Origin of the sequence: Streptomyces sp. NPDC058685 (genome assembly GCF_042714725.1) — a bacterium.
Classification (GTDB): domain Bacteria; phylum Actinomycetota; class Actinomycetes; order Streptomycetales; family Streptomycetaceae; genus Streptomyces.
In genome coordinates, this window is record NZ_JBHXSL010000039.1 from 31,682 (window position 1) to 54,023 (window position 22,342).

At 71.0% G+C, this 22,342-nt stretch carries 25 protein-coding genes; 13 read left to right on the plus strand and 12 right to left on the minus strand.

Annotation, left to right across the window (positions count from 1 at the left end; all coding sequences use genetic code 11):
- The first annotated feature begins 52 nt into the window (after positions 1-52).
- Complete coding sequence (locus ACFWU3_RS26385) at positions 53-640, plus strand: TetR/AcrR family transcriptional regulator (protein WP_384442407.1); 588 nt, start codon at positions 53-55, stop codon at positions 638-640.
- 70 nt (positions 641-710) lie between these two features.
- A complete protein-coding gene (locus tag ACFWU3_RS26390) occupies positions 711-2,690 on the plus strand; it encodes a PE-PGRS family protein (protein ID WP_384442410.1) in 1,980 nt (659 codons plus the stop codon).
- Here ACFWU3_RS26390 and ACFWU3_RS26395 read toward each other — a convergent pair.
- Entirely contained in the window at positions 2,680-3,060 is a 381-nt protein-coding gene (locus tag ACFWU3_RS26395) for a helix-turn-helix domain-containing protein (RefSeq protein ID WP_328859630.1), read from the minus strand. The genes ACFWU3_RS26390 and ACFWU3_RS26395 overlap by 11 nt on opposite strands.
- Positions 3,061-3,204: 144 nt before the next feature.
- Here ACFWU3_RS26395 and ACFWU3_RS26400 point away from each other — a divergent pair, with 144 nt between their 5' ends.
- Positions 3,205-3,612: a RidA family protein gene (locus tag ACFWU3_RS26400; RefSeq protein WP_384442413.1), complete on the plus strand. Its 408-nt coding sequence runs from the start codon at positions 3,205-3,207 to the stop codon at positions 3,610-3,612.
- A 98-nt stretch (positions 3,613-3,710) separates the two neighbouring features.
- On the opposite strand, the gene ACFWU3_RS26405 is transcribed toward ACFWU3_RS26400, so the two are convergent.
- The 3 genes from ACFWU3_RS26405 to ACFWU3_RS26415 form a co-directional block, all read right to left on the minus strand.
- Positions 3,711-4,967 carry a VWA-like domain-containing protein gene (locus ACFWU3_RS26405; RefSeq protein WP_384442416.1) on the minus strand — a complete coding sequence of 419 codons (1,257 nt, stop codon included), beginning with the start codon at positions 4,965-4,967 and terminating at the stop codon, positions 3,711-3,713.
- Positions 4,964-6,235: an AAA family ATPase gene (locus tag ACFWU3_RS26410; RefSeq protein ID WP_384442419.1), complete on the minus strand. Its 1,272-nt coding sequence runs from the start codon at positions 6,233-6,235 to the stop codon at positions 4,964-4,966. Before ACFWU3_RS26410 ends, ACFWU3_RS26405 begins: the two co-directional genes overlap by 4 nt.
- 62 nt (positions 6,236-6,297) lie before the next feature.
- Positions 6,298-7,698, minus strand: a complete 1,401-nt coding sequence (locus ACFWU3_RS26415) for a hypothetical protein (RefSeq protein WP_384442422.1) — start codon at positions 7,696-7,698, stop codon at positions 6,298-6,300.
- A gap of 419 nt (positions 7,699-8,117) precedes the next feature.
- Here ACFWU3_RS26415 and ACFWU3_RS26420 point away from each other — a divergent pair, with 419 nt between their 5' ends.
- From ACFWU3_RS26420 to ACFWU3_RS26445, 6 genes are all read left to right on the plus strand, one after another.
- A complete protein-coding gene (locus ACFWU3_RS26420; RefSeq protein WP_384442425.1) occupies positions 8,118-8,339 on the plus strand; it encodes a hypothetical protein in 222 nt (73 codons plus the stop codon).
- Between the two features lie 319 nt (positions 8,340-8,658).
- Positions 8,659-10,314 carry a TlrC/CarA/OleB/SrmB family ABC-F type ribosomal protection protein gene (locus ACFWU3_RS26425; RefSeq protein ID WP_384442428.1) on the plus strand — a complete coding sequence of 552 codons (1,656 nt, stop codon included), beginning with the start codon at positions 8,659-8,661 and terminating at the stop codon, positions 10,312-10,314.
- Between the two features lie 450 nt (positions 10,315-10,764).
- Positions 10,765-11,070: a UBP-type zinc finger domain-containing protein gene (locus tag ACFWU3_RS26430; RefSeq protein WP_340471507.1), complete on the plus strand. Its 306-nt coding sequence runs from the start codon at positions 10,765-10,767 to the stop codon at positions 11,068-11,070.
- Between the two features lie 111 nt (positions 11,071-11,181).
- Positions 11,182-11,454 carry a type B 50S ribosomal protein L31 gene (locus ACFWU3_RS26435; protein WP_384442431.1) on the plus strand — a complete coding sequence of 91 codons (273 nt, stop codon included), beginning with the start codon at positions 11,182-11,184 and terminating at the stop codon, positions 11,452-11,454.
- A 217-nt stretch (positions 11,455-11,671) separates the two neighbouring features.
- Positions 11,672-11,974, plus strand: a complete 303-nt coding sequence (locus ACFWU3_RS26440) for an ArsR/SmtB family transcription factor (protein WP_384442434.1) — start codon at positions 11,672-11,674, stop codon at positions 11,972-11,974.
- Positions 11,971-12,363 (plus strand): VOC family protein, encoded by a 393-nt coding sequence (locus ACFWU3_RS26445; protein ID WP_384442436.1) that lies wholly within the window; start codon positions 11,971-11,973, stop codon positions 12,361-12,363. The genes ACFWU3_RS26440 and ACFWU3_RS26445 overlap by 4 nt, the downstream gene beginning before the upstream one ends.
- A 109-nt stretch (positions 12,364-12,472) precedes the next feature.
- Here ACFWU3_RS26445 and ACFWU3_RS26450 read toward each other — a convergent pair whose 3' ends face one another.
- Entirely contained in the window at positions 12,473-13,009 is a 537-nt protein-coding gene (locus ACFWU3_RS26450) for a DUF4240 domain-containing protein (protein WP_384442439.1), read from the minus strand.
- A gap of 83 nt (positions 13,010-13,092) precedes the next feature.
- Between ACFWU3_RS26450 and ACFWU3_RS26455 the strand changes: the two genes are divergently transcribed.
- The 3 genes from ACFWU3_RS26455 (at position 13,093) to ACFWU3_RS26465 (ending at position 15,467) form a co-directional block, all read left to right on the plus strand.
- Entirely contained in the window at positions 13,093-13,230 is a 138-nt protein-coding gene (locus ACFWU3_RS26455) for a hypothetical protein (protein ID WP_384442442.1), read from the plus strand.
- 364 nt (positions 13,231-13,594) lie between these two features.
- Positions 13,595-14,782, plus strand: coding sequence for a glycoside hydrolase family 64 protein (locus ACFWU3_RS26460; RefSeq protein WP_384442445.1), 1,188 nt, complete (start codon positions 13,595-13,597; stop codon positions 14,780-14,782).
- A gap of 148 nt (positions 14,783-14,930) precedes the next feature.
- A complete protein-coding gene (locus ACFWU3_RS26465) occupies positions 14,931-15,467 on the plus strand; it encodes a hypothetical protein (RefSeq protein WP_384442448.1) in 537 nt (178 codons plus the stop codon).
- 60 nt (positions 15,468-15,527) lie between these two features.
- Here the strand turns inward: ACFWU3_RS26465 and ACFWU3_RS26470 are convergent, their stop codons facing one another.
- From ACFWU3_RS26470 to ACFWU3_RS26480, 3 genes are all read right to left on the minus strand, one after another.
- A complete protein-coding gene (locus tag ACFWU3_RS26470; RefSeq protein ID WP_384442451.1) occupies positions 15,528-16,286 on the minus strand; it encodes a hypothetical protein in 759 nt (252 codons plus the stop codon).
- Positions 16,283-17,911, minus strand: a complete 1,629-nt coding sequence (locus ACFWU3_RS26475; RefSeq protein ID WP_384442454.1) for a serine/threonine-protein kinase — start codon at positions 17,909-17,911, stop codon at positions 16,283-16,285. Before ACFWU3_RS26475 ends, ACFWU3_RS26470 begins: the two co-directional genes overlap by 4 nt.
- Before the next feature lie 198 nt (positions 17,912-18,109).
- The gene (locus ACFWU3_RS26480; protein ID WP_384442457.1) at positions 18,110-18,712 is read right to left on the minus strand and encodes a dihydrofolate reductase family protein; all 603 of its coding nucleotides are present in this window, start codon (positions 18,710-18,712) and stop codon (positions 18,110-18,112) included.
- A gap of 97 nt (positions 18,713-18,809) precedes the next feature.
- Here ACFWU3_RS26480 and ACFWU3_RS26485 point away from each other — a divergent pair, with 97 nt between their 5' ends.
- Entirely contained in the window at positions 18,810-19,028 is a 219-nt protein-coding gene (locus ACFWU3_RS26485; RefSeq protein ID WP_313948125.1) for a hypothetical protein, read from the plus strand.
- A 406-nt stretch (positions 19,029-19,434) separates the two neighbouring features.
- On the opposite strand, the gene ACFWU3_RS26490 is transcribed toward ACFWU3_RS26485, so the two are convergent.
- The 4 genes from ACFWU3_RS26490 to ACFWU3_RS26505 form a co-directional block, all read right to left on the minus strand.
- Positions 19,435-20,211 (minus strand): metallophosphoesterase, encoded by a 777-nt coding sequence (locus tag ACFWU3_RS26490; protein WP_384442460.1) that lies wholly within the window; start codon positions 20,209-20,211, stop codon positions 19,435-19,437.
- Positions 20,208-20,462 (minus strand): hypothetical protein, encoded by a 255-nt coding sequence (locus ACFWU3_RS26495; RefSeq protein ID WP_328859614.1) that lies wholly within the window; start codon positions 20,460-20,462, stop codon positions 20,208-20,210. The genes ACFWU3_RS26490 and ACFWU3_RS26495 overlap by 4 nt, the downstream gene beginning before the upstream one ends.
- Positions 20,459-21,193: a nucleotidyltransferase family protein gene (locus ACFWU3_RS26500; RefSeq protein WP_384442463.1), complete on the minus strand. Its 735-nt coding sequence runs from the start codon at positions 21,191-21,193 to the stop codon at positions 20,459-20,461. Before ACFWU3_RS26500 ends, ACFWU3_RS26495 begins: the two co-directional genes overlap by 4 nt.
- A 68-nt stretch (positions 21,194-21,261) precedes the next feature.
- Positions 21,262-22,308, minus strand: a complete 1,047-nt coding sequence (locus ACFWU3_RS26505; protein ID WP_384442466.1) for a YihY/virulence factor BrkB family protein — start codon at positions 22,306-22,308, stop codon at positions 21,262-21,264.
- Positions 22,309-22,342 lie beyond the last annotated feature (34 nt).

A 22,342-nucleotide genomic window follows, 5' to 3' on the forward strand; every position in this document is an offset into this window, starting at 1 on the left:
GCTTCGTGTTCGACAATACGGACCCGTGGTCCGCTTTGCAAGGAGGAGCCGCATGCCCGACCGCAAACCCCGCGCGGACGCGACGCGCAACCGTGAGGCCGTGCTCGCGGCCGCCGACGCACTCTTCGCCCGCTGCGCGAGCCCCGAGGCGGTCACCATGGCCGACATCGCGGCAGCGGCCGGCGTCGGGAAGGCGACGCTCTTCCGCGGCTTCGGCGACCGCACCGGTCTGATCCGTGCGCTGTACGAAATGCGCCTCGCGCCGGTCAGGCACGCCGCCGAGCAGGGGGAGCCGCCGCTGGGCTCCGCCACTCCGCCGTTTCAGCGCGTGCCCGCCCTCCTCGACGCCCTCCTGTGCTTCAAGATCGACAACCGCCATCTCGCCCTGGCGCTGGAAGGGACCGGCGGCGACAGCCCTTACGCGGCCGAACACTACGAACACTGGCACGGCACGCTCCGGGCAGCGCTGGAGCGGATTCCCGGACTCGCCGACAGCGAGTTCACCGCACACGCGCTGCTGGCCGTCACCCGTGCCGACCTCGTCGAACACCTCGTGGGCCGGCAGGGGATGACGCGTCAGCAGATGAGGGACCGCCTCGCGGCCTTCACCGCCAGAGTCCTGAAGGCACCGGGGGACTGAACTCCCCGCTCACCGCAGCTGGTGAGGCCCCCGTCCGGGTCGCTCGCCGCGGTCCGGCACGATGGCTCGCATGAACGCTGGGGGAGACGAGTACGCACGGCTGCTCACGAGGGCGGGTCTGGAGATCGTGGCTGACGGTCCCGTCGACGACGTCCTGCCGACGTGGGTCGCCATGCGCCCTGTTGTGGCCTTCGAGGCGGAGCCGACCGTGGCCGTACGGCACGACCGGGCGGACCTCGTCGCAGAGTTGAACGCCCAGTGGTACCGCCTCGCCGTGGAGTACGGGGTGATCGGCGAGGACGGCGACTTCCTGATCTCCGCGCCGGGCGGTGCGGGTGGGGGATGGACCCGCGTCCGGCTGGCCCACTCGTGGGACCTCGCGGGGACACTGGGGGACAGGCCGGGGCAGGCGGAGTTCCTCACGGTGGCGACCGACGGGGACGCGATCCTCGGGATGACGAGCGAGGAGTACGAGACCTGGCTTGTCGCGAAGGGCAGGGTGGGGCAGTGGCAGGAGGAGACCGCTCGGGCCGCGGCCCGGGAGAGTGCTCAGGAACGGGCGGCCGCCTGGGCCTCGTTGCTGAACGGGCCGCGTCCCACCGAGCAGCTGTACGCCTCCTGGATGGAGGGGCTGGGAGGCAACAGGGCCGCGCCCGAAGACGTCCTGCGGCGGTTGCTGGGCAGGACCCACCACTTCCTGTGGCGTAAGCAGCCGGCCTCCGTGGTCGATGCCGCGATCGCCCACCACGACTGGCAGGTCAGGAGCCGGCTGGCGGAATCCCAGCCGGACATGACGGCCGATCAGTGGACCCGGCTGGTGCTCGGCGAGCCCGCGCATGTGCGCCGTCTTCAGCTCGCAGAGCTGGCCGCGCACCGGCAGGTGAGTCTGACGGATGCCGGCTACGAGCGACTCGCCGGAGATCCCTCTCCGCACGCCCGTGCGGCGGCAGCCCGTCTGCCGGGGCTGCCCAGGCGCCTGCTCGCCCTGCTGGCCGACGACCCCGATTCAGCGGTACGGGCCACGGCATGCGCCCACCTGTGGCCCCATCTCGACCGGCCGTCACGGGACGCCCTGCTCTCCGACCCCGACGGCGAGGTGCGCACCGCCGCACTGCTGAAGCACCACGAAGACCATCCGATGCCACGGTCCCTCTTCGACGAGCTGGACCTCGGCACGCGCGGGATCGAACGGTATGCCGTCGAGCGCGCCCACGCCGAGGAACTGTCCGTACGTCCGGATCCGCAGTGGCGGCTGGCGCTGGCCCGCAACCCGCACCTGCAACCGGACCTGGTGGCGCGGCTGGCCGAGGACCCGGACGACGATGTGCGGCTCGCGGTCTCGCTCCGGCCCGACCTCACCGAGGAACAGCGCGCGGCCGTGCGCGTCGACATCGACCCGCGGAACTTTCGGCGCGGCGTGTCGTGGGTGACGGACCTGCACGACGACCCGGAGGCGATGCGGCGCTGCGCCGCCTCGTCCCATCTCCTGGTGCGCAGCAGTGTCGCCCGCGCGAAGCGTCTGCCGCCGGACGTGGTGGAGCGGCTCGCCCGGGACGAGGACCGGGTCGTCCGCCTCTTCCTCGCCGAGTCGTGCGACGACGCGCCGGGCCGGATGCTGCTGGAGGTGTGGCGCTGGTGGTCCGGCAGCCTCAGCTTTCCCGACCGGCCGCACGGGCACCCCAACTTTCCCCGCACCGGCCTGCTGCGGTACGCGGACGACCCTCATCCACGGATGCGCCTGCTGGCGTTGGACGACCCCGACTCCACGGCCGAATTGGTGGAGCGGTTCAGCCGGGACCCCGACGAGGAGGTACGGGCGCGGGCCGCGAGCGACCCCCGGCTGTCCGCCGCATCCGCCGTACGACTGACCGACGACCCCCGGTCGTCGGTGCGCCTCGAGGCCGCCGGGAATCCGCGCCTGCCCGCACGAACGCTGATCGGACTCCTCCGGGACCGCGAGCGTGCTCAGGTCGCGGCCGGGAACCCGGCGCTGCCCGTGTCGGTGATGCACGGGATGATCGACGCCCGCGGGTATCCCGTCACGGGGTGAAGCGCCGGCGCGAGGCCTCGATGTGGCCGAGGTAGCGGTGGGTCCAGTCGCACATGCCGTCGATCGTCACCCGCAGCGCCTGGCCCGGCTCGGTGAGGGTGTACTCGACCCGCGGCGGCACGACGGGGTGCACTGTCCGCTCGATGAGGCCGTTGCGCTCCAGCATGCGCAGGTTCTGGGTGAGCATCTTGTGGCTGATGCCCTCGATCTCGTTCCGTATCTCGCCGAAGCGCAGGGTGTGCTCCCCGAGGGCCTCGATGATCAGGAGCGCCCATTTGTTGGCGACGTCCGAGAAGATCTCCCGCGCCAGCGAATCCGCGCGCCTGAGGTCCGCTTCGTCGGGCGAGCCGCTGAACTGCTTGGTCACCATCAGGTTCCCCAGTCACCGAAAAGTGCGTTCTTCCACGTCAGCGGTCACTCTCCTACAGTTCCTGAGTAACCACAAGAGACCGGGAGCGCCCCGGTCCGGTGGCAGCGGGCCCATGGGCCCGTCATGAACAAGGAGGCGGGCAGTATGGCCATCACCCTGGTGAACCCCAGCGGGTTGCCGGAGATCGATGCCTACCGGCAGGTGTCGATCGCGACCGGGTCGAAGCTGGTCTTCATCGCCGGGCAGGTCGCCTGGGACGCCGAGGGGACCACGGTCGGCGAAGGCGATCTCGCCGCTCAGGTCGAGCGGTGCTACCTCAATGTCGGCACCGCCCTGGCCGCGGCCGGCGGTTCCTTCGACGACGTGGCGAAACTGACCGTCTACGTCGTCGACTGGACCCCCGACAAGATGCCCCTGTTCCTCGAAGGGGTTGCCCGGGCGGCCGAGAAGCTCGGGGGCACCCCGGTGCCGCCGGGCACGCTGCTGGGAGTCGCGGCACTGGACGTACCCGACCATCTCGTCGAGGTCGAAGCCACCGCGGTCATCGACTGAACAGGACCTCCCCGCAAGGAGGTTGCGCGAGTCGCCCGTGGCCGCGGGACCTCGACGCCGACCCGCACCGCGGCGCGATCGGGTCGCCGGCCGCGGGCTCACCGAGCCCCGGGGCCGGACCCGATGTGCGTGACTCGCGCCCACTCCGGTGGCGAGTCCGGCACATAGTCCGGATCGTCCTCGTCCCAGGTCGCTCGCGTCTGCCGAGGGAACAGACCCACGACCGTCCGGCACGGTGGTCGCGCGTCCGGCCACGGCGTCTGGCCGTCGGTGAGGACCACGACGACATCCGGTCGGGGCTGCGTGCGGAGTGCCTTGGCGAAGCCCGTACGCAGATCCGTACCGCCACCGCCCATGAGCGGAATTCCCTCGGCGCGGCACAGTGAGTGCGCGACCTCGGCCGCCGCGTCGCACGGCACCACGGTGACCAGGTCGCGGTGTCCGCCGACGGCGCGGGAGATCGCGGCGACTTCGAGGAGCGCGCTGCCCAGTTCGGCGTCGCTGACCGACCCGGACGTGTCGATGACCACGGCGACCCGGGGCGGCCTGCGCCGCAGGCTCGGCAGAACGGCGCCCGGCACCCCGGCCGAACGCCGCGACGGCCGGCCGTAGGTGTAGTCCTCGCCCGCACCGGCGGCGGAGGCCGCCGAGCGGACCGCCGCCCCCAGCAATTCCCGCCACGGCTGCGGCGGGTGGAAGGCTTCCTCCGCCCACCGCTGCCACCCCTTCGGGGCGCTCCCCGGACGGCCGGTGATGCCCTGCGCCACCCGGAACCGGACCGCGTCACGTTCCTGGTCGCTGAGGCCGTGCGCGCCGTCCGGTCCCCGTTCCCACTCCCGCGCCAGTCCGTCGGCGCCACTGCCGCAGTCCAGCCAGGTCACGCTCTGCGTACGCGGCCCGAGTCCGAACTGACGCAGATAGTCCTCCATCAACTCCCCCTCGGGGAGCCCGAGGAGGGCCGGATCGACCACGCCGTCGGGTCGGACCAGCCCGTCACCGAACGCGTCGTCGTTGATCTCGCAGTCCGCGGCGATGTTCATCCGAAGCCGTTCCCCCGGACCGGTCAGCCCGCGTTCCCTGGCGACCCGGTCACTGCGGCCGTGATGGTCGCGCAGCAGGTGCGACACCTCGTGCACCCACACCCCGGCCAGTTCCTCCACCGGCGTCCGGGCCACGAACGCCGGCGAGACATAGCACCGCCAGTGCCGGTCCACGGCCATCGTGGGCACCATCCGCGACTCCACGGTGTGCAGGGCGTAGAGCGCGGTCGCCAGATACGGCCGGGCCCGGGCGGCCTGAAGCCGGGCGGCGAAGAGCTTGTCGAGGTCCAGCGCCCCCGGTGCGTCCGGCATCATCGTCCGGCCTTCGTGGCGACCGCGGCACGAGCCGCCGCCTTGTCGGCTCGCCGGGACAGGGACACCACTCCGGCGAGCCCTTCGATGGACGTCGGTACGTCCCAGTCCTCGCGGCGCAGCGACGCGAGGGTGGTCGCGGGGACCACCACCAGATCGGGTGCTCCCGTCTCCAACGCCCGCACCAGCAGCGCCCAGGCCGCGTCCCAGCGGGACTTCTCCGGCCGGGTGCGGACCGCCTGCACGACACCGTCGAGCACGGCCTGGCGCAGATCTCCCCGTTCGGGCAGGACCGCGCTCGCCGGGTCGGCGAGCAGCACCTCGGGATCGGGGAGGTCCATCCGGTCCAGACCGGCCAGCAACTCCAGCCCGGGGCCGTCACCCACGGTGCCCCTGACCAGCAGGGAGAGTACTTCCCGGGAGGACCCGGCCGCGGTCGCGAAGGCGATCAGGAACAGTGTCATCTCCCAGCTGCGCGGTGACGGCCACGGCCCTCCCCGACGCGTCTCGTTGCTGGGCAGCCGGTGTACGAGAGTCGGGCGGGCGGCGAGCAGCCCGCACACCGCGCGGCGGGCGAAGTCCACGGCGTCGGGCAATGTCGCCGGGTCGAGCCGCGGCAGTGTGGCCCGCGGCCACGTGCCACCGAGGCCGCGTACCACCACCTCGTGGTCGTGGGTCCACTGAAGATGGACGAAACGGTTGGCCAGCGGCGGACTCAGCTCCCAGCCGTCGGCCGCCGAGGACCGGGGGTTGGCGGCGGCCACGATCCGTACGCCGGGCGGCAGTTGGAGGGAGCCGATCCGTCGCTCCAGCACGAGGCGCAGCAGGGCGGCCTGAACCGCCGGTGGCGCGGTGGACAGCTCGTCCAGGAACAGCAGACCCTTGCCGGCCCGTACGAGTCGTACCGCCCAGTCCGGCGGAGCCATGGGAACACCCTGTTCCGCGGGATCGTCCCCGACGATGGGCAGACCCGCGAAGTCGGACGGCTCGTGCACACTCGCGATCACTGTGGTCAGCGGGAGATCCAGGGCCGCGGCGAGTTGTGTCAGGGCCGCGGTCTTGCCGATCCCCGGCTCGCCCCACAGGACGACGGGCAGGTCGGCGGCCACGGCCAGGGTGAGTGCTTCCAGTTGTGTGTCGGGGCGCGGTTCGGTGGTGGCATCGCGCAGCAGCGTCAGCAACTCACCGGCGACCTCGAGCTGGGACGCGTGGGCGGGGTCGTCGATGACTGTGTGGTCCAAGGCAGCAGCGAGCGGAGTGTATGTGGGCATGTCTGATCACCTTTGGGGTTCGTGACGGAGTGAGTGGGTGCCGAGGACCGAGGTCCCGCGGGTCAGCGTGCTGTGGTGTGGCGCGGGCGGGAGCGCAGGTCACGGGGACGGGAGGGGCCCGGGCGCAGGCGGTCGGGCCCGGGGCCGACCAGGCCTGCCCGGTAGAGCCCGTAGGCGATCCGCCGACGTGCGGCCGCCTCCAGCGCGTCCCGGAGAGCGCCGTCACGCAGCACGGCCTCGGAGCCGAGCAGGCCCTCGACGACGGCCAGCGCGCCGGCGGTGTCACCGTGAACCAGGCGCTCGCGCACACCGACGAGACAGTCCGGCCGACGGTGCGCCTGGTCGATGAACTGCAGGCAGGGCAGGGGAGTTCCGGTCAGTGCGACCAGCAGCTCCTCCCGGCGGATCTCGGCGGGGTCGTGGTCCAGGGGTACGAGGACCCCGTCGACCAGACCGACCCGGTGCCGGTCTCCCCTGCACTCCACGGGGTGTGGTCGACCCGCCCCACGGGGATCGGGGGAGCCCACGGCCGGCGCGTGGCCGGGTGCGAGCGCCGAGGCGACCAGAGGGTGCAGCCGACCGGCCTCGATCGAACCGGTGCGGATCAGATCCAGGTCGGGCAGTACCCAGGTCGCCGCGTCGGGCAGGACGGGCAGGGTCGAGATGTCGCCGTCGGCCGGCGCCGGCGTGATCCGCAGGGTGGGCGGTCCGGGTCCGTCCCGGTCCGCGGCGGGCTCCAACAGCAGTCTGCGCCGTCCGCCGAACCGCACGGCGACCGGGCCGTCCCTCCTCCCCTCGGCGCGGAGCAGGATCGCCGCCTCGTCCGCCCACCGGTCAACGGCACAGCGGAGTTCGCGCGGCACCGACGCCGGCGGATCCGGAGCGGGGGAGTCGGCGTACGGCGCACCCGCGCCGGACCGGACCCCCAGCGCATCGGTGCAGCGCGCGTCCCAGAGGTGACGGTGCAGGTCGAGGCGGAACCGCCGGTCGGGATGAGGATGAGGATGCGGATGTCGTCGGGCGCCGGGCTCGGCACGGGATCCGTCCCACAGCGCGAGGCTGATCCGCTGACCGCCGTCCGCCCAGGCAGGCGGGGTACGGACCACCAGCCGCACAGACGATCCGTCGTTCCGCCCGGCGGTGTCGTACCGGGCCAGCGCGATGGTCAGACCCGGGCGCAGAAGTCCGTCGGGAGCGACTCTCGGCATGTGCCAGCGCAGCAAGTCCGGTACCAGATGGCGGAGATCGGCTCGGATGAGGGTCGCTAGGTCGCGGCCATGAGTGCGGGCCACGGAGCGCAGATCGAGGTCGACATCGATGCCTGCGGCGGCGCACGCGCCTGCCCAGTCCCCGGCATGCCGACGGGCGGTCGCAGTCTCGATCATGGACGGCGGCACGGCGTACTCACGCACGCGCAGCCAGAAGGAAAGGCGGGAATCCCCGTTCGCGATCTGAGTGAGCATCAGCACTCACCTTGCGCGGACGGGACCCCCAATCTGTGAACAGAATGAGTGATCATCGTCGGCGAGCATAGCGCGCCGGACCGCGATCTGCCAGGTTCCGCGGGCGGGCCGGGCTCCCGCCGGCCCGAAGGCTGCTGTCCGGGAGCAAGGGGAGTGGCATGGCACCGGATGCCCCTGAGGGACATCCCCGGTGAGACGCGGCGCTATCCGTGACCGGGAGCGTCCGTGCGGACTTCCGGCCGTCAGGCGCCGTCGAACCCCTCCCCGTCGAAGCACGGGGGTGGCCCGGATGACCGATGCGAGGGGTGATCCACTGGAAGGATGCGGGTACGAGCACGTGAGGCGGCCCGCCTGTAAGCGCCTGCCCGCGCCGCGGGCAGGCGGTGTGTGGGTGGCGACCGGCGGAGGGGAGACGACGCATGGCCGAGCAGCCGGGCCGCGACTGGACGGCCATGACGCGCGCGGACTTCGACCCTGACGTCCCGCTGCAACTGGCAGTGCCCACGGGGCCCGCGGCCATTCCGGCAGAGCCCGACGCGTGCGGTACGGCTCCGCTGTTCGGCGACGCACCGCCCGTCCGGCGTGCGCCGCGCACGGTGCGGCGACGGGCGGTGCGCATCGATCAGGACGGCCTCTTCTGAGTGCGGGCCGATGCTCTCGGAGTTGACGGTGTCCGGGGCGGCGTCGGCGTCAGCCGCACATCCGGCACAGTGCGGTTCGTGTTCGTGGAGGGCCGTCCGTCGAGGCAGCGGACCAGGGCCGGGCGCGCACGCCGCCAGGACGGGGGCGGCCGGTCGTGAAAACCCCGTTGCCCGCGACAGGGCGCCCGCGTACCTTCGTCCGTATGGGAACTCTGTGATCGCCCCGCGCACGACCGTGTCGAGCTCTGCTCCGCGGTCGCGGCGTTGATTCGTCCTCGAATCCGTTCTACCGGCATCGGCCGAGAACTGGGGCTTTCGCATGCGTGCGCCACATACATCTTCCCTCTCACAGCTTTCCCTGCGCGGTGTCTCCAAGCGTTACGACGACCGCATTGTGCTCGACCAGGTTTCGTTCGGTCTCGCCCCCGGTGAGAAGGCTGGCGTCGTCGGTGACAACGGGGCGGGGAAGTCCACCTTGTTGCATCTTCTCGCCGGCAGGGAGCAACCCGACGCCGGCGAGGTGACCGTGACCTCGCCCGGCGGGACGGGGTATCTCGCCCAGAGCCTCGGCTTGCCTCCGCAGGCCACCGTCCAGGACGCCGTCGACCTGGCGCTCGCGGAGCTGCGTGCACTCGAAGCGGCTCTGCGGCAGGCCGAACGCGCCCTCGGGGAGGCCCCCGTGGACGCGGAGCTGACCGAACGCCTCGCCGAGTACGCACGGCTGACCGAGCAGTACGAGGCCCGTGACGGCTACGGCGCCGACACCCGCGTGGATGCCGCGTTGCACGGGCTCGGTCTGCCCGGTCTCGCCCGGGACCGACCGCTCGGCACCCTGTCCGGCGGTGAGCGCTCGCGGCTGGCGCTGGCCGCGACCCTGGCGTCCCGGCCCGAACTGCTGCTGCTCGACGAGCCGACCAACGACCTGGACGACCGGGCCGTCGGATGGCTGGAGGAGCATCTGCGGGCCCACCGCGGAACCGTCGTCGCGGTCACCCACGACCGCGTGTTCCTGGAGCGGCTCACCACCACGGTTGTGGAGGTCGAGGGCGGTCGCGTTTCCCGCCACGGCAACGGCTACGCCGGCTACCTCGCCGCCAAGGCCGCCGAACGCCGTCGACGGCAGCAGCAGTACGACGAGTGGCGTGCCGAGCTCGACCGGAGCCGCAGGCTTGCCGAGTCCAACGTGGCGCGCCTGGGCAGCATCCCGCGCAAGATTCCGAAGGCCATCTTCGGCGCCCCGGCGTTCCGCGCGCGGGGGCGGGCCCACGGTGCGATGAGCCGTATCCGCAACGCCAAGGAAAGGGTCGAGCGGCTCACCGCGCACCCGGTGGCACCGCCGCCGGACCCGTTGTCGTTCACGGCCCGCATCGCCACCGACCGAGGCCCGGGCGAGGCGCCTGCCGCGAAGCTCGACGGTGTCGTCGTGGACGACCGGCTGCGGGTGCCCGAACTGCGCCTCGGCCCGGCGGAGCGGCTGTTGGTCACAGGCCCCAACGGAGCGGGCAAGAGCACCTTGTTGCGGGTCCTGGCCGGGGAACTCACCCCGGACGCCGGCACCGTGGTGGTTACCGGGCGAGTGGGACACCTGCGCCAGGAGGAAACGCCGTGGCCGTCGGCACTGACCGTCCTGGAGGCATTCGCGCACGGCCGCCCCGGTGACCGGGACGAACACGCCGACCGGTTGCTGTCGCTCGGTCTGTTCGCACCCGAGGCGTTGCGGCTGCGCGTCGGGGAACTGTCGTACGGCCAGCGCCGCCGCATCGAACTGGCCCGGCTGGTCAGCGAGCCGGTGGACCTGGTTCTGCTGGACGAGCCCACCAACCATCTGTCACCGGCGCTCGTGGAGGAACTGGAGTCGGCGCTGACCGGCTACGAGGGCGCGCTGGTGCTGGTCACCCACGACCGCCGGATGCGGTCGCGGTTCACGGGATCGCGGCTGGAGTTGCAGGAAGGGGCGGTGACCGGAGGACGATGACACGAGGGGACCGCTGTGCGCTGTCGGTGATCGGGCGCTCGGCGGTCACTCCGTTGTCCGGGGGGTGGGGCGGACTGGTGGCCATCCACCACGGCCGATGGCGCCGGGCCGGTGCGACCCGGCGTCTCGACTCCCGCGGCCCGACACCCGCTACCTCTCCATCGCCGCGTACGGCTGCCCCCGCCCCGCCCCGCCGCTCTGGTCGACGCCAGAGGGTGACTCCTCGCGCCGGCCCTCGGACGGCAGGGGCCCGAGACGGAACATGCCTGGTCACGCACTCGTCTGCCGGTGCTCGGCTTGACACGGGGTGTCACGGTGGCAGGCTTGAGGCAGCGCCTGTTGCTGCAAATCCGGCGTTTGTGCGGCCGACGCCGCTGAGTCATGCCGGTACGTATCCACAACGTACGTCGCCCGCGGGTGTCCGAGGAGATCTGCCGAGGAGGTGCCACGATGACTGATGTGTTCCGTGTCTGCAGTCACCTCGACCAGGTCCGGCCCGTGGTCACACCGGACAGCCCGGATTCCTGCAGGGAATGCGTCGCCGAAGGTGGCACCTGGGTGCACCTGCGGGAGTGCCAGATGTGCGGGCACGTGGCCTGCTGCGACTCCTCGCCCGCCCGCCACGCCACCGCACACAACGCCGCCACCGGCCACCCGTTGATCCGCTCGTACGAACCGGGCGAGACCTGGTGGTGGTGCTACGAGGACCAGGTGGTCTTCGACGTCGAGGGTGAGGGCCCGGCCCGAGCGGCCTAGCCCGGTCTGCCCGGCAGTCCCCGCGAGTTCGCGCGACGGTGCGACGGGCGAGGCGCGACGGGCGGGCGACGCGATCGTCGGTGACCCACCTCTGGAGTTCAAGGAGCCGTCATGCAGGAAGACAAGCACCCGGCCTACCGTCCTGTGGTGTTCCGAGACCGTGCGGCAGGGTACGCCTTCCTCACGCGTTCCACGGCTACGAGCGATCAGGAGATCACGTGGGACGACGGCGAGACGTACCCGGTCGTCGATGTCGAGATCTCCTCGGAGAGTCACCCCTTCTACACCGGCAAGGCGCGGACAGTCGACTCCGAAGGCCGCATCGCCCAGTTCGAGAGGCGTTACGGGAGCACCCCTGAGTCCGACGGTGAAGGCGGCGCCTGAGCGACCGCGCGCCCGCGCCGCTGAGCAGTGTGTCGCGGTTGATCTGTGGAATGCGGGCGGAGCCGGAGCTGCCTGATCCCGGACAGGGACAGGGCTTCCTTCCCCGGTCCACCGGCCATGTCCTGGCCGCCCTCCTGGCCGCCCTCGCGGCCGGCCGACACCCGGCACGGTGTCCCACGACTTGATAGGCAAGTGAATAGTTGCCTATCATGCGGTCGTGGCCGACGACCTCTTCAAAGCCCTGGCCGATCCCACCCGCCGCACCATCCTCGACGAGCTCACGGAGAAGTCCGGACAGACCCTGTTCGAGATCTGCGCGCGCCTGAGCATGAAGCATCAGCTCGCGATCTCACGCCAGGGGGTCTCCCAGCACCTCGCCGTGCTGGAGGCCGCCGGGCTCGTCGAGACCAGGCGGGAAGGCCGCTACAAATTCCACGACCTGAACACGGCCCCCCTTCGGCGGATCGCCGAGCGATGGCTCGTGCCCGACACATCCGGACCGGAAGAGAGCACCCCATGAAAATCCGTCTGACCAGCGTCTTCGTCGACGACCAGGCCAAGGCCCTGCGCTTCTACACCGAGGTCCTCGGCTTCGTGAAGAAGCACGACGTCCCGGTGGGGGAGAAGGACCGGTGGCTGACCGTGGTCTCGGCCGACGAGCCGGGCGGTACCGAACTCCTGCTGGAGCCCGCCGGCCACCCGATCGTCAAGACCTACCGCGACACACTCGTCGGCGACGGCATCCCGCTCGCGCAGTTCGCCGTCGAGGACGTGACGGCGGAGTACGAGCGCCTGCGCGGCCTCGGCGTCCGCTTCACCCAGGAGCCCCTGGAGATGGGGCCTGTCACCACTGCCGTCTTCGACGACACCTGCGGCAACCTCATCCAGATCGCGACCCAGCCCCAGTAGACGGTTGCCCGCGCGGTTCCCCCGCGGCGGCGACGGGAGGACCCGCCCCGGAACGCGCCGGCGGCGGGGGTGCGACTCCGGTGGTGGTGCCGCGGCCGTGTGGTCCCGCTCAGTCCGTGAAGAGCGCCGTGATCCGGGGCAGTCGGGTGGCGATCCGGCCGTGGTCGCCGAAGTCGAAGTCCCAAGCGGGATCGAGCGGGGGGTAGTTGATGCTGAAGGAGCCTCCGGGCAGCTGTGTTCGGGTCGCTCTCGCGTAGGCGTCCCAGGCGATGCTCAGGGTCTGTTCCCCTTCCAGGTCCATGCCGACGCTCGCTGCCGCGCGGACGGCGGGCAGGTCGGCGAGGCGGTCGGCATCGTCGACGACCTGCTCGAAGGCGGTGCGGCCCTGGGCGATCAGCCAGCCGCGGAAGTAGTCGAAACCATCGTCCGAACAGCCGCCGTTGATGAGGTAGGCGGCAGCCCAGAGGGGTGCCTTGTACGACGCGGCCATGAGGTCCCACAGGATCTGCTGGGCATCGAGGATCTGCTGGGGTTCGCGGGCGGCCAGCAGTGCCGTGGCCCGGCGGGCGATGTCCTCCGCATCGGTCGGATCCGCAGCGCGGCCGCGAGCTTGTTCCATGAGGTTCCAGAACTCTTCCGTGTCCATGGCGGCACAGCCTGGCACCCGGGTCTGACAACCGACGGGACGCACCACTCACTCCGACCCCTGAACACAGAGCTGCCGGACGTGTGGAGAAGCTGCAACTCCCTTGGAACGGCCTCGACTCCGCCGGCCGCCATGTGATGCCGGCGGCCCTCGTGCTCGTCGTGATTCATCTGCCCGCAGTGCGCGGCCGGGACGAGGAGGCCGCCTGCCCGGTGCGGTGAGTGCGGCTCGGTGAGCCCGCGGGCGCCGGGCGGGTGCCGCCGAGTGGCCGGACCGCACCGCTGACGCATGGTCGGCGCCGGAGGTGTGACGGAGAGCCGTCCCGCCTCCGAGAGCGCTCCCACGCCGTCCTCACCCAGCCTGACCCCACGCACCAGGCTTCGTTCGGTGCCCCGCCCGTCCTGATCGACAGACCTCAGCTGTGTCAGGTTCATTGACAGAAGATGAACGCAGCCGGATTCTGAGAGCGCTCTCACCCTTCGGGTAACCGTCCATTCCCCCTCTGGCGACCCACAGGCCGCGTGGGCGCCGCACTTCCCGTCGCTCGGGATTCACCCCCACGAGCCCCCACAAGGAGGCAAGAGCGTGTTCCGCTTACCGAAAGTCCTCGCATCCGTGGTGTCGGCGTTGGTCGTCGCCACGGGCCTGACGGTCCTCGGCCCGTCGACATCCGCGGAAGCCGTGCCGGCGACCATTCCGCTCACGATCAAGAACAGCTCAGGGCGCAGCGAACCCGTCTACATCTACAACCTGGGCACCGAACTCTCGTCGGGCCGTCAGGGCTGGGCCGACGCCAACGGCACGTTCCACCCCTGGCCGGCGGGAGGTAATCCGCCGACGCCTGCCCCCGACGCCTCGATCGCGGGACCGGCCAACGGGCAGACCAGGACGATCCGGATGCCCAAGTTCTCGGGTCGTGTCTACTTCTCCATCGGCCAGAAGATCGTCTTCAAGGTCACCACCGGCGGTCTCGTGCAGCCCGCCGTGCAGAATCCGTCCGACCCCAACCGCAACATCCTGTTCAACTGGTCCGAGTACACGCTGAACGACGCCGGGCTGTGGATCAACAGCACCCAGGTCGACATGTTCTCGGCTCCGTACGCGGTGGGCGTCAAGCTCGCCAACGGCACGGTCAAGAACACCGGCAGGCTCAAGCCCGGCGGGTACAACGCCGTCTTCAACCAGTTGCGTTCGGCAGGCTGGGGCGGGCTGATCCAGAACCGCCCCGACGGCACTCCGCTGCGTGCTCTCTCGCCCGGTCACGGCATCGAGGCGGGCGGACTCTCCGCCGGCGTCATGAACGACTACATCAACCGGGTCTGGAGCAGGTACAGCTCCTCCACGCTCACCGTGACGCCGTTCGCGAACCAGCCGAACACCAAGTACTACGGCAGGGTCTCGGGCAACGTCATGAACTTCACCAACGGCTCGGGAGCCGTGGTCACGAGCTTCCAGAAGCCCGACTCCGACAGCGTCTTCGGCTGCTACAAGCTTCTCGACGCGCCCAACGACCTGGTCCGCGGCCCGATTTCCCGCACCCTGTGCGCGGGTTACAACCGCTCGACGCTGCTGACCAACCCCAACCAGCCCGACCCCGACAACGCCAACTTCTACCGGGACGCGGTCACCAACCACTACTCGCGCATCATCCACGGGCAGATGGTCGACGGTAAGGCGTACGGCTTCGCCTTCGACGACGTGGGTGCTCATGAGTCCCTGGTGCACGACGGCAACCCGCAGGAGGCCTTCATGACACTGGAGCCGTTCAACTAGGCCCTGCCCGAACCCCGGGGCCCTGTCCTTCCTGGGCCCTGTCCGGAGAACGGCCCGGGCAGGGCCCGTCCTCGCGTCCGTCGTTGTCTTACCCGGGTCCTGATGTGGGATCTCCCGATGGGTGACAGGAACGAACGGGGTGTACGGCATGACGGACTTCACGGGACGCTGGGAACTGCTCGGCGCGGTCTCGCACGACCCCGACGTGACCTCCGAGTCCGTGGACGAGATCAGGATGGACGCGGTGATCGGCTGCACCCGGCTGGACCTGACACTGCTCCTGCACAGTTGGCTCGCGGGCGAGACATTCGACGCGGAACCGCCCCTGGAGCCGGCGACGGGACTGACCCTGGACATCGGTGACGACGACACCTTCACGGAATCGGGTACGGCCGAGGTGGAGTGGTTCTGCGAGGAGGGTGTCCTCGAAGCCAAGGCCCTGCCGTTCGACGGCCGGATCGTCACCACCGCGGCCGGGAGCCATCTCCTGCTGCACGATGAGGATGCCGATCCGCACTCCGCGGACGACGACCGGTACGGCGACGTCCGGCTGCGGCTGGACGACGGCGACACGCAGATCGCCGACACCGTCGTACGGGCCGGCGACAGGCTTCGCCGGACGGTGTCCGTGATGACCGACGAGATGTACCTCAGCCGCGTGCGGTACGAGTACGGGCGCGCCTGACCCCGCAGCTCCCGCGATCCGCCGACCCCGACACGCACGGGATCCGCTCGCCGGTTGCCGTCAGGGGCAGCTGTACGCGAACCGGACGTCCGCCGTGCGCGGGGACGGTGAGACGATCCGCAGTTCCGCCCGGGCGCGGTACTCCCCGGACCCGTGGAACGTCCACAGCAGATGCAGACGTGCCCGCTCCTGGCCGCGCGTCAGCTTCTCGGTCAGCAGGCCCGACGTGGTGCCGTCGCTCCGGACCCAGCGGTACGTGAGCGTGCCCGGCCGGCCGTTGGTGTCGACCACTCCCACCACATCGGCCGTGCCGTCACAGCCGGGACCCTCGGTGACCGTACGGACGGACACGTCCTGCACGGCGAGACCGGGACCGAAGCGCTGCCAGGCGAGGAAGGCGAGGACCGCCAGCAGCACCACACCTGCCAGGGTGTACCGGCGGAGGCCGCCGCGGCGTGGTTTCTCGGGAGGCCCGCCGTCCTCGGGCCGTCCGGCCAGGGTGCCGCCGTGCCAGACGGCAGCGGTGGAGTTGTGGGGGACGCGGTCGCGGGCGAGCGCCGTCACGCCCGGCCCGAAGCGCAGGACCTCTCCCTCCACCCGGTCGGGCTCCGCGTCCGGCCGCACGCGCTGGACCAGGGTCGCCCTCTCGGTGGCGGGCTCGGGCTCGGGCCGTTCGAACCACTGACTGCCGAGTGCGGTCGCGCTGTACTCGTCACCGCCGTCGTCGTGGCCTCGTCCGACCTCGGAACGGTCATGGCCGCCCTCGGAGCCGGGTCCTCCGTCGTGGTCACGGAGACGGTGGGTTCGGTCGTCGCTCATGAGATCGTGCACCGCCGGATGAAGACCTGCTGGGAGGAACTGCCGGAGGCGGCCGCCGGGTTGGTGGACGCCCGTACGCCCCAGTAGCAGCCCCTCCCCTGGAAGGTGTGGTCCAGCGCCAGCGTGTACTGCGTGGCGCCCCTGCGCTCGAAGGTCTGTGACCCGTCGGGGACGCCGAGTTGCCCCTGGGCGTCTCCGGTGAACCAGGTGATGACGACGGTGACGGGCCCCGTTCCGTCGGTGGCGACGTCCACCGACGCGACGCCGCCCGTGGTCGACACCTGACGCAGGCCGGTGACGGACACGGACTTGACCCGCAGCGGAGCCGTGGTCGGCTCCGACGGTGTGGGTGCGGCAGTCGTGGGGTCCGTGGTCGGTGGGCTCGGGGGAGTGGTGGGCGGATCCACGACGGGCGTGGGGGTGACGGCTCCGCCGCTCACGGTGTCCGTGGGCGAAGGGGACGGGGAGTTTGTCGCGGACGGCGAGGCGGATGCGGACACGGAGGGACTCGCCGACGGGGACGGGTCCTCGCTCGGCCAGACGGTCGTGCCGGGCCGGGCACTGGTGGTGGCGAGACTCTGGGCCGTCACCTGTGGGACGCCGCCGCCGGTGGCATCCGCGGCCACCACGACCAGTATCCCGATGACGATGGCGGCGACACCGGTCAGGATGCCCCGGAGACCGGGCTTCCAGCTGCCGCCCCGGCCTCCGCCGAGCGCCGTCGTGGCCACCGCCGTCGTTCCCGCCGACTGTCCGCCGGCGGAGGGGAACAGCAGCGGCAGCAGGGCGGCCAGCGCGGCGAGCCGGCGCTGACCCCGCTCCTCCCAGTCCTCGCCGTACGCGGCCCGGGCGAGGTCCTCCAGCTCGTTCACGAACGCCGCCGCGTTCTCCGGGCGTTCCTCCGGAGTCTTGGCCAGTCCGCGCCGGATCAGCGGCCGTACCGGCTCGGGGGCGTCGTCGTCGGGGACCGGCGCGCCGATGTGCTGGAGGGCCAGTTCGGCGAAGTTCTCGCCGGTGAACGGCTTGTGCCCGGTCAGGCATTCGTAGAAAGTCGCGGTCGCCGCGTAGACGTCTGCGGCCGGAGAGGCGGGTTCCCCGTTCCACTGCTCCGGCGCCATGTACGCCGGAGTGCCGGCCACGCCCGGGGTGGTGCCACGGCCCGCGGCGATACCGAAGTCGACGAGCTTGGACGACCCGTCCGCCGCGACCAGGACGTTCTCGGGCTTGTAGTCACGGTGGACGACCCCCGCCCGGTGCGCCGCGGCCAGCCCCAGCAGTGAGCCCTTGAGGACCACGAGTGCGGCCTCCGGTCCGGTGGCGCCCTCGCGGGTCAGCAGCGTACGCAGGGCGACACCGTCGACGAGTTCCATCACGATGGCGGCGCCGTGCGGGGCTTCGACGTACTCGTACAGGCCGACGACGTACGGCGAGTCGAGTCCGCCGAGCAGCCGGGCCTCGGAGCGGAAGTCCTGGACGAAGGCGGCGTCCGTCCGCAGGCTCTCGCTGAGGTACTTGACGGCCACCGGAACGCCGGTCGCGTCATGGACGGCCAGGACGACGCGCCCACTGGCGCCGGAACCCAGCTCACGGGTCTCCGTGTACCCGGGCACTGTCCACGCGTTCATCCGTCCCCCTTGCCGCAAGCGCTCCCGCCGGATGTCCGGGGCGTGGTCGCACGGAACGCGACCGCCGCACGGTAGCCCACTTGCTCTCCCCAGGGCAGACACAATTCCGTCACGACCGGTTCCCGTGGCCCTGCGTCGAGGAACAGCTCCCGGCCGGCGGCTCCTGCCGCGCTCGCCGTCCCCGGCGGCCGCCTGTTCCTATGCGGTCCGGTAACGCAGCAGCAGCACACCCGAGTTGAACGGCCGGGTCTCCACCAGGCGCAGTGGCGGGACCTTTTCCGCGTCCTCGAAGAGACGCTGCCCGTGGCCGATGACGACCGGGTACACGAAGAGCCGGTACTCGTCGACGAGCCCTGTGCCGACGAGGTCACGCACCAGGGTCATGCTGCCGGTGGTGACGATGTCCTTGCCCGGCGCGGTCTTCAGCGCCCGCACCTCCCGCGTGAGGCCGCCGCGCAGAATGGTGGTGTTGTCCCACTCCGGGTCGGACAGGGTGCCGGACACCACATACTTGGACACCGAGTTGAGGTAGTCCGACACACCCGTCGTATCGTCGGTCCGCCGGGGCCAGAAGCCGCGCATCTCCTCGAAGGTGACCCGCCCGACGAGCAGCGCGTCGGCGGCTTCCATCTGGGTGCCGAGTGCTGCCTCGATGTCGGTCCGGTCCGCCTCCGCGTCGACCCCGGCCGGGCCGAACCAGCCCTCTGCCGCGTCGATGACTCCGTCGAGCGTGATGTTCTCGGTGATGATCAGGTCGCGCATGTCCGAGCTCCAGACGTCCGCCGGTTCGGTCTCCTTCATAGGACTGCCGCCACGCGCTGGACTCATCGGGTTGCCGGACGCATCGGGTTGTGGCGTCCGGGATGCATTCGCGCTCCGTGCGAGGCACGGTGGAGGCATGCCTCCTCACCCACCGGTCATCGTTCACCCTCCGTCGCCCAGCGGCGGCCGAAGAGTGACCATCCACGGACAGATCGCCGGTCTCGCGCACGGTCGCGGCGACCTCGCGGAACTGCTGCGCAAGGAACTCGGTGCCCAGGACGAGGTGATCGATCTGTCCGACACCGATCTGATCGAGTGGCGAGGCGGCGGAGTCGACGACTGGCCGCATCCCTGACGAGCGGGCCGCATCAGGAACGGGCCGCATCAGGGCCGTATCAGGAAAGAGGAAGCCCCGGCTGGAGGGGGGAATCCAGCCGGGGCGGTATGAGGTGGACACGGAGGGCGGTCGCCTCGCGGCGGAAGGCTCCATGGGGCTTCAGCCGAACGATCTTCCCCATGGGCAATAGGTAGGGCCCGGGGACACTGTCCCCTCCGCAGCCACATACCGCTCAACGGGCGGCCGGCCCTCGTTGTTCCGGTATTCACCCTTCCGGCATGTGATGTGCCTCATGCCGTCGTCAGCCGCGACGCCGGGAGACGTCCGGCGGTGTGACCGGGCCTTGGAGTCCGACCGCGTCGATCACCACGGCCGCTTCGGGGAGTTCCGCCGGATCCATGGCCGCGGCGGCCCCCGGGTGGCCTCAGTGGAGGGCGCCCGCTCCGGTGCTCGCGGCGTGGGCCTGCGCATCGTCGTCGTGGACGGCCAGGTGGTAGACGGCGAAGGCCCGGCCGATCACCGGCTGGGCGACATTGCGCACCCGCACACCGCCGCTGGTCATCCCGTGTTCGGCGCCGTGATGCGCGTGCCCGTGCACGGCGAGGTCGGCGCCCGCGGCGTCCATCGCCTCCGCCAGCAGATAACTGCCGAGGAAGGGGAAGATCTCCAGCGGCTCGCCCGCCAGCGTGTCCGCCACCGGCGCGTAGTGCGTCAGCGCGATCCGGACGGTGCAGTCGCGCTCCCTCAGATCCTCCAGCGAGCGCCGCAGTTCCTCCGAGCAGCGCTTCGTCAGGCGGATGAAGTTCTTCATCTCCGGCTCGCCGAAATCGCCGCCCTCGCGTCCCGCGAAGCCTCCGCCGAAGCCCTTGGTCCCGGCGATCCCGACGCGCACGCCGCCGATGTCGAGCACCGTGCCGTCGCCTTCCAGCACGGTGACGCCGGCCTCGCCGAGCAGGTGAGCGATCTCGGTCTGGAGATCACTGTGGTAGTCGTGATTGCCCAGCACGGCCACCACGGGCACGTCGAGGCCGGCCACCTCACGGGCCACGACGGCGGCCTCGTCGAGCGTCCCGTGCCGTGTCAGGTCCCCGGCGAGGAGCAGCAGATCCGCGCACTCGCCCAGCGTCTCGAAAGCGGGGCGGAGTACGCCGGCGCTGTCCGGGGCCATATGGATGTCGCCGACTGCTGCTACGCGGATCACGCCAGCTCCTCGGGGTGGTCGGGGGCGGTGGCACACACCACCACCAGGTCCTCGCGGACGGGCAGCCCCGAGAGCTCGTCCTCGGCGATGCGCAGGATCTCGTCCCGGCAGGCGGCACTCGGCACGCTCCCGGACAGCAGGACGCTGTCACCGCGCATCTCGATCCGCACGCCCATCTCCGCGGCGGATCCCTTCGCCAGCCGCTCGCGCAGATGGGCGATGCGGTACTCGGCGGTGTCCGTGTGGCTCATGAGTCCTCGTCCCCCTGCTCGCTGTCCGTGCCCCGCTCGTCGATGATCTCCAGACGTTCCAGGAGGTAGAGGAAGGCGTCGGGCATCGGGGCCTCCTCGTAGTCCCGGCGCAGCCGGTCCCAGTCGATCTTCTCCCGCAGCGTCCGGGCGATCGGCAGGACGGCGCCGAAGTCGCAGTGGTGCTCCGAGAACGCGGCCATCAGGCTGCTCACCAGGTCGGTCGGGGAGAGCACCGGCATGCGGACGGAGTCCACCGGCAGGATCTCCGCCCGGTCCAGCAGCTCGTGCGTCACGGGCCGCTGGGCGAGCTCGAAGATCAGGTCGATCTCCTCGCCGTGGCTGCGGGCCTTGATCAGCCAGTCCTCGGGCGGCGTGCGTACCTCGACGCCCGCGGCCTCCAGCTCCTGGGTCACCGCCTCGGCGTCCTCGCGCAGGATGCAGAAGTCCACATCGTGCTGGAAGCTCGCGGGCACCCCGTGCGCGTAGGCGGCCACGCTGCCCACGAGGGCGAAGGGGTGTCCGCCGCTCTTGAGCCGGGCGGCGACGTGCTTGGTGGCTTCCAGGATGGCCTGCGTACGGTCCGGCGGCAGCGGCCATGGGCTGCTCCGCCGGCCGGCGCCCTGGGCGGCTTCGGCGGGGAGACCGGTCGCCGGGCTGCCGACGGCCAGGTGCAGGCCGGCCGGCTCCGCGCGGTCGCCGAGCTGCGTGGCGTCCTGAGAGTGCTTGCTCACGGGTGCACCGTCCTCCTCGTCGGCCGGGTGGGAACTGTCGGCTCCCCGGCCTGTGGCGTGGTCCCTCTTCACTCCGTGCCCATCTCGCGGCGTTCCTCATCGCTCCAGGCCCGGGTGTCACGGGGCTGGACGTACGGTTCCTCGTCCGCGGGGTGCCCGCCGACGATGGCCCGCTCCCGTGCCATCTCGGCGTCGAACTCCAGGCCGAGCAGGATCGCCAGATTGGTGATCCACAGCCACACCAGGAAGACGATCACGCCGGCGAGGGTGCCGTAGGTCTTGTTGTAGGAGGCGAAGTTCGCCACGTAGAGGGCGAAGCCGGCGGAGGCCGCGATCCAGATCAGCAAGGCCAGGAAACTGCCGGGCGTGACCCACTTGAAACCGCGCCCCTTCGCGTTCGGGGAGGCCCAGTACAGGATCGCGATCATGACCGTGACCAGCAGGACCAGGACGGGCCACTTCGCGATGGACCACACCGTCAGCGCGGTGTCCCCGATGCCGAGGGCGCTGCCCACCTGCCGGGCGATTCCGCCCGTGAACACGACGATCAGCGCGCTGGCGCAGGCCAGGACCATCAGCACCACCGTGACGACGAGGCGCAGGGGAGTGACCTTCCAGACCGGGCGGCCCTCAGGGATGTCGTAGACGGCGTTGGAGCTGCGGATGAACGCCGCCACATAGCCCGATGCCGACCACAGCGCCGCCAGCAGACCGACGATCGCCAGGACCGATCCGGTGCCGCTGCTGGCCTGGAGCTGCTCGACGGCGTCGGAGATGATCTGGCGCGCCGACCCGGGCGTGAGCTTCTCGAGATTGTCGAGAATCGACTGCGTCGTGGACTTCCCCGCGACGCCGAGCAGTGACACGAGCACCAGCAGCGCCGGGAACAGCGCGAGCACTCCGTAGTACGTGAGCGCGGCGGCCCGGTCCGCGAGTTCGTCGTCCTTGAACTCCGCGGCCGTACGGCGCAGCACCGACCACCACGACTTCTTGGGCAGCTCCGCCGGAGTGTCCGGGGCCGCCTCGGACTCACCCGGAGGACGGTTCCCGGTCTGCGCCGAGGGGTCCTCGGCGTGTGCCGGAGGCTGTTCCTTGGTGTGCCAGATGCGTGCCATGCCGTTACGGGTAACCGCAAAACCGCTGAAGTCA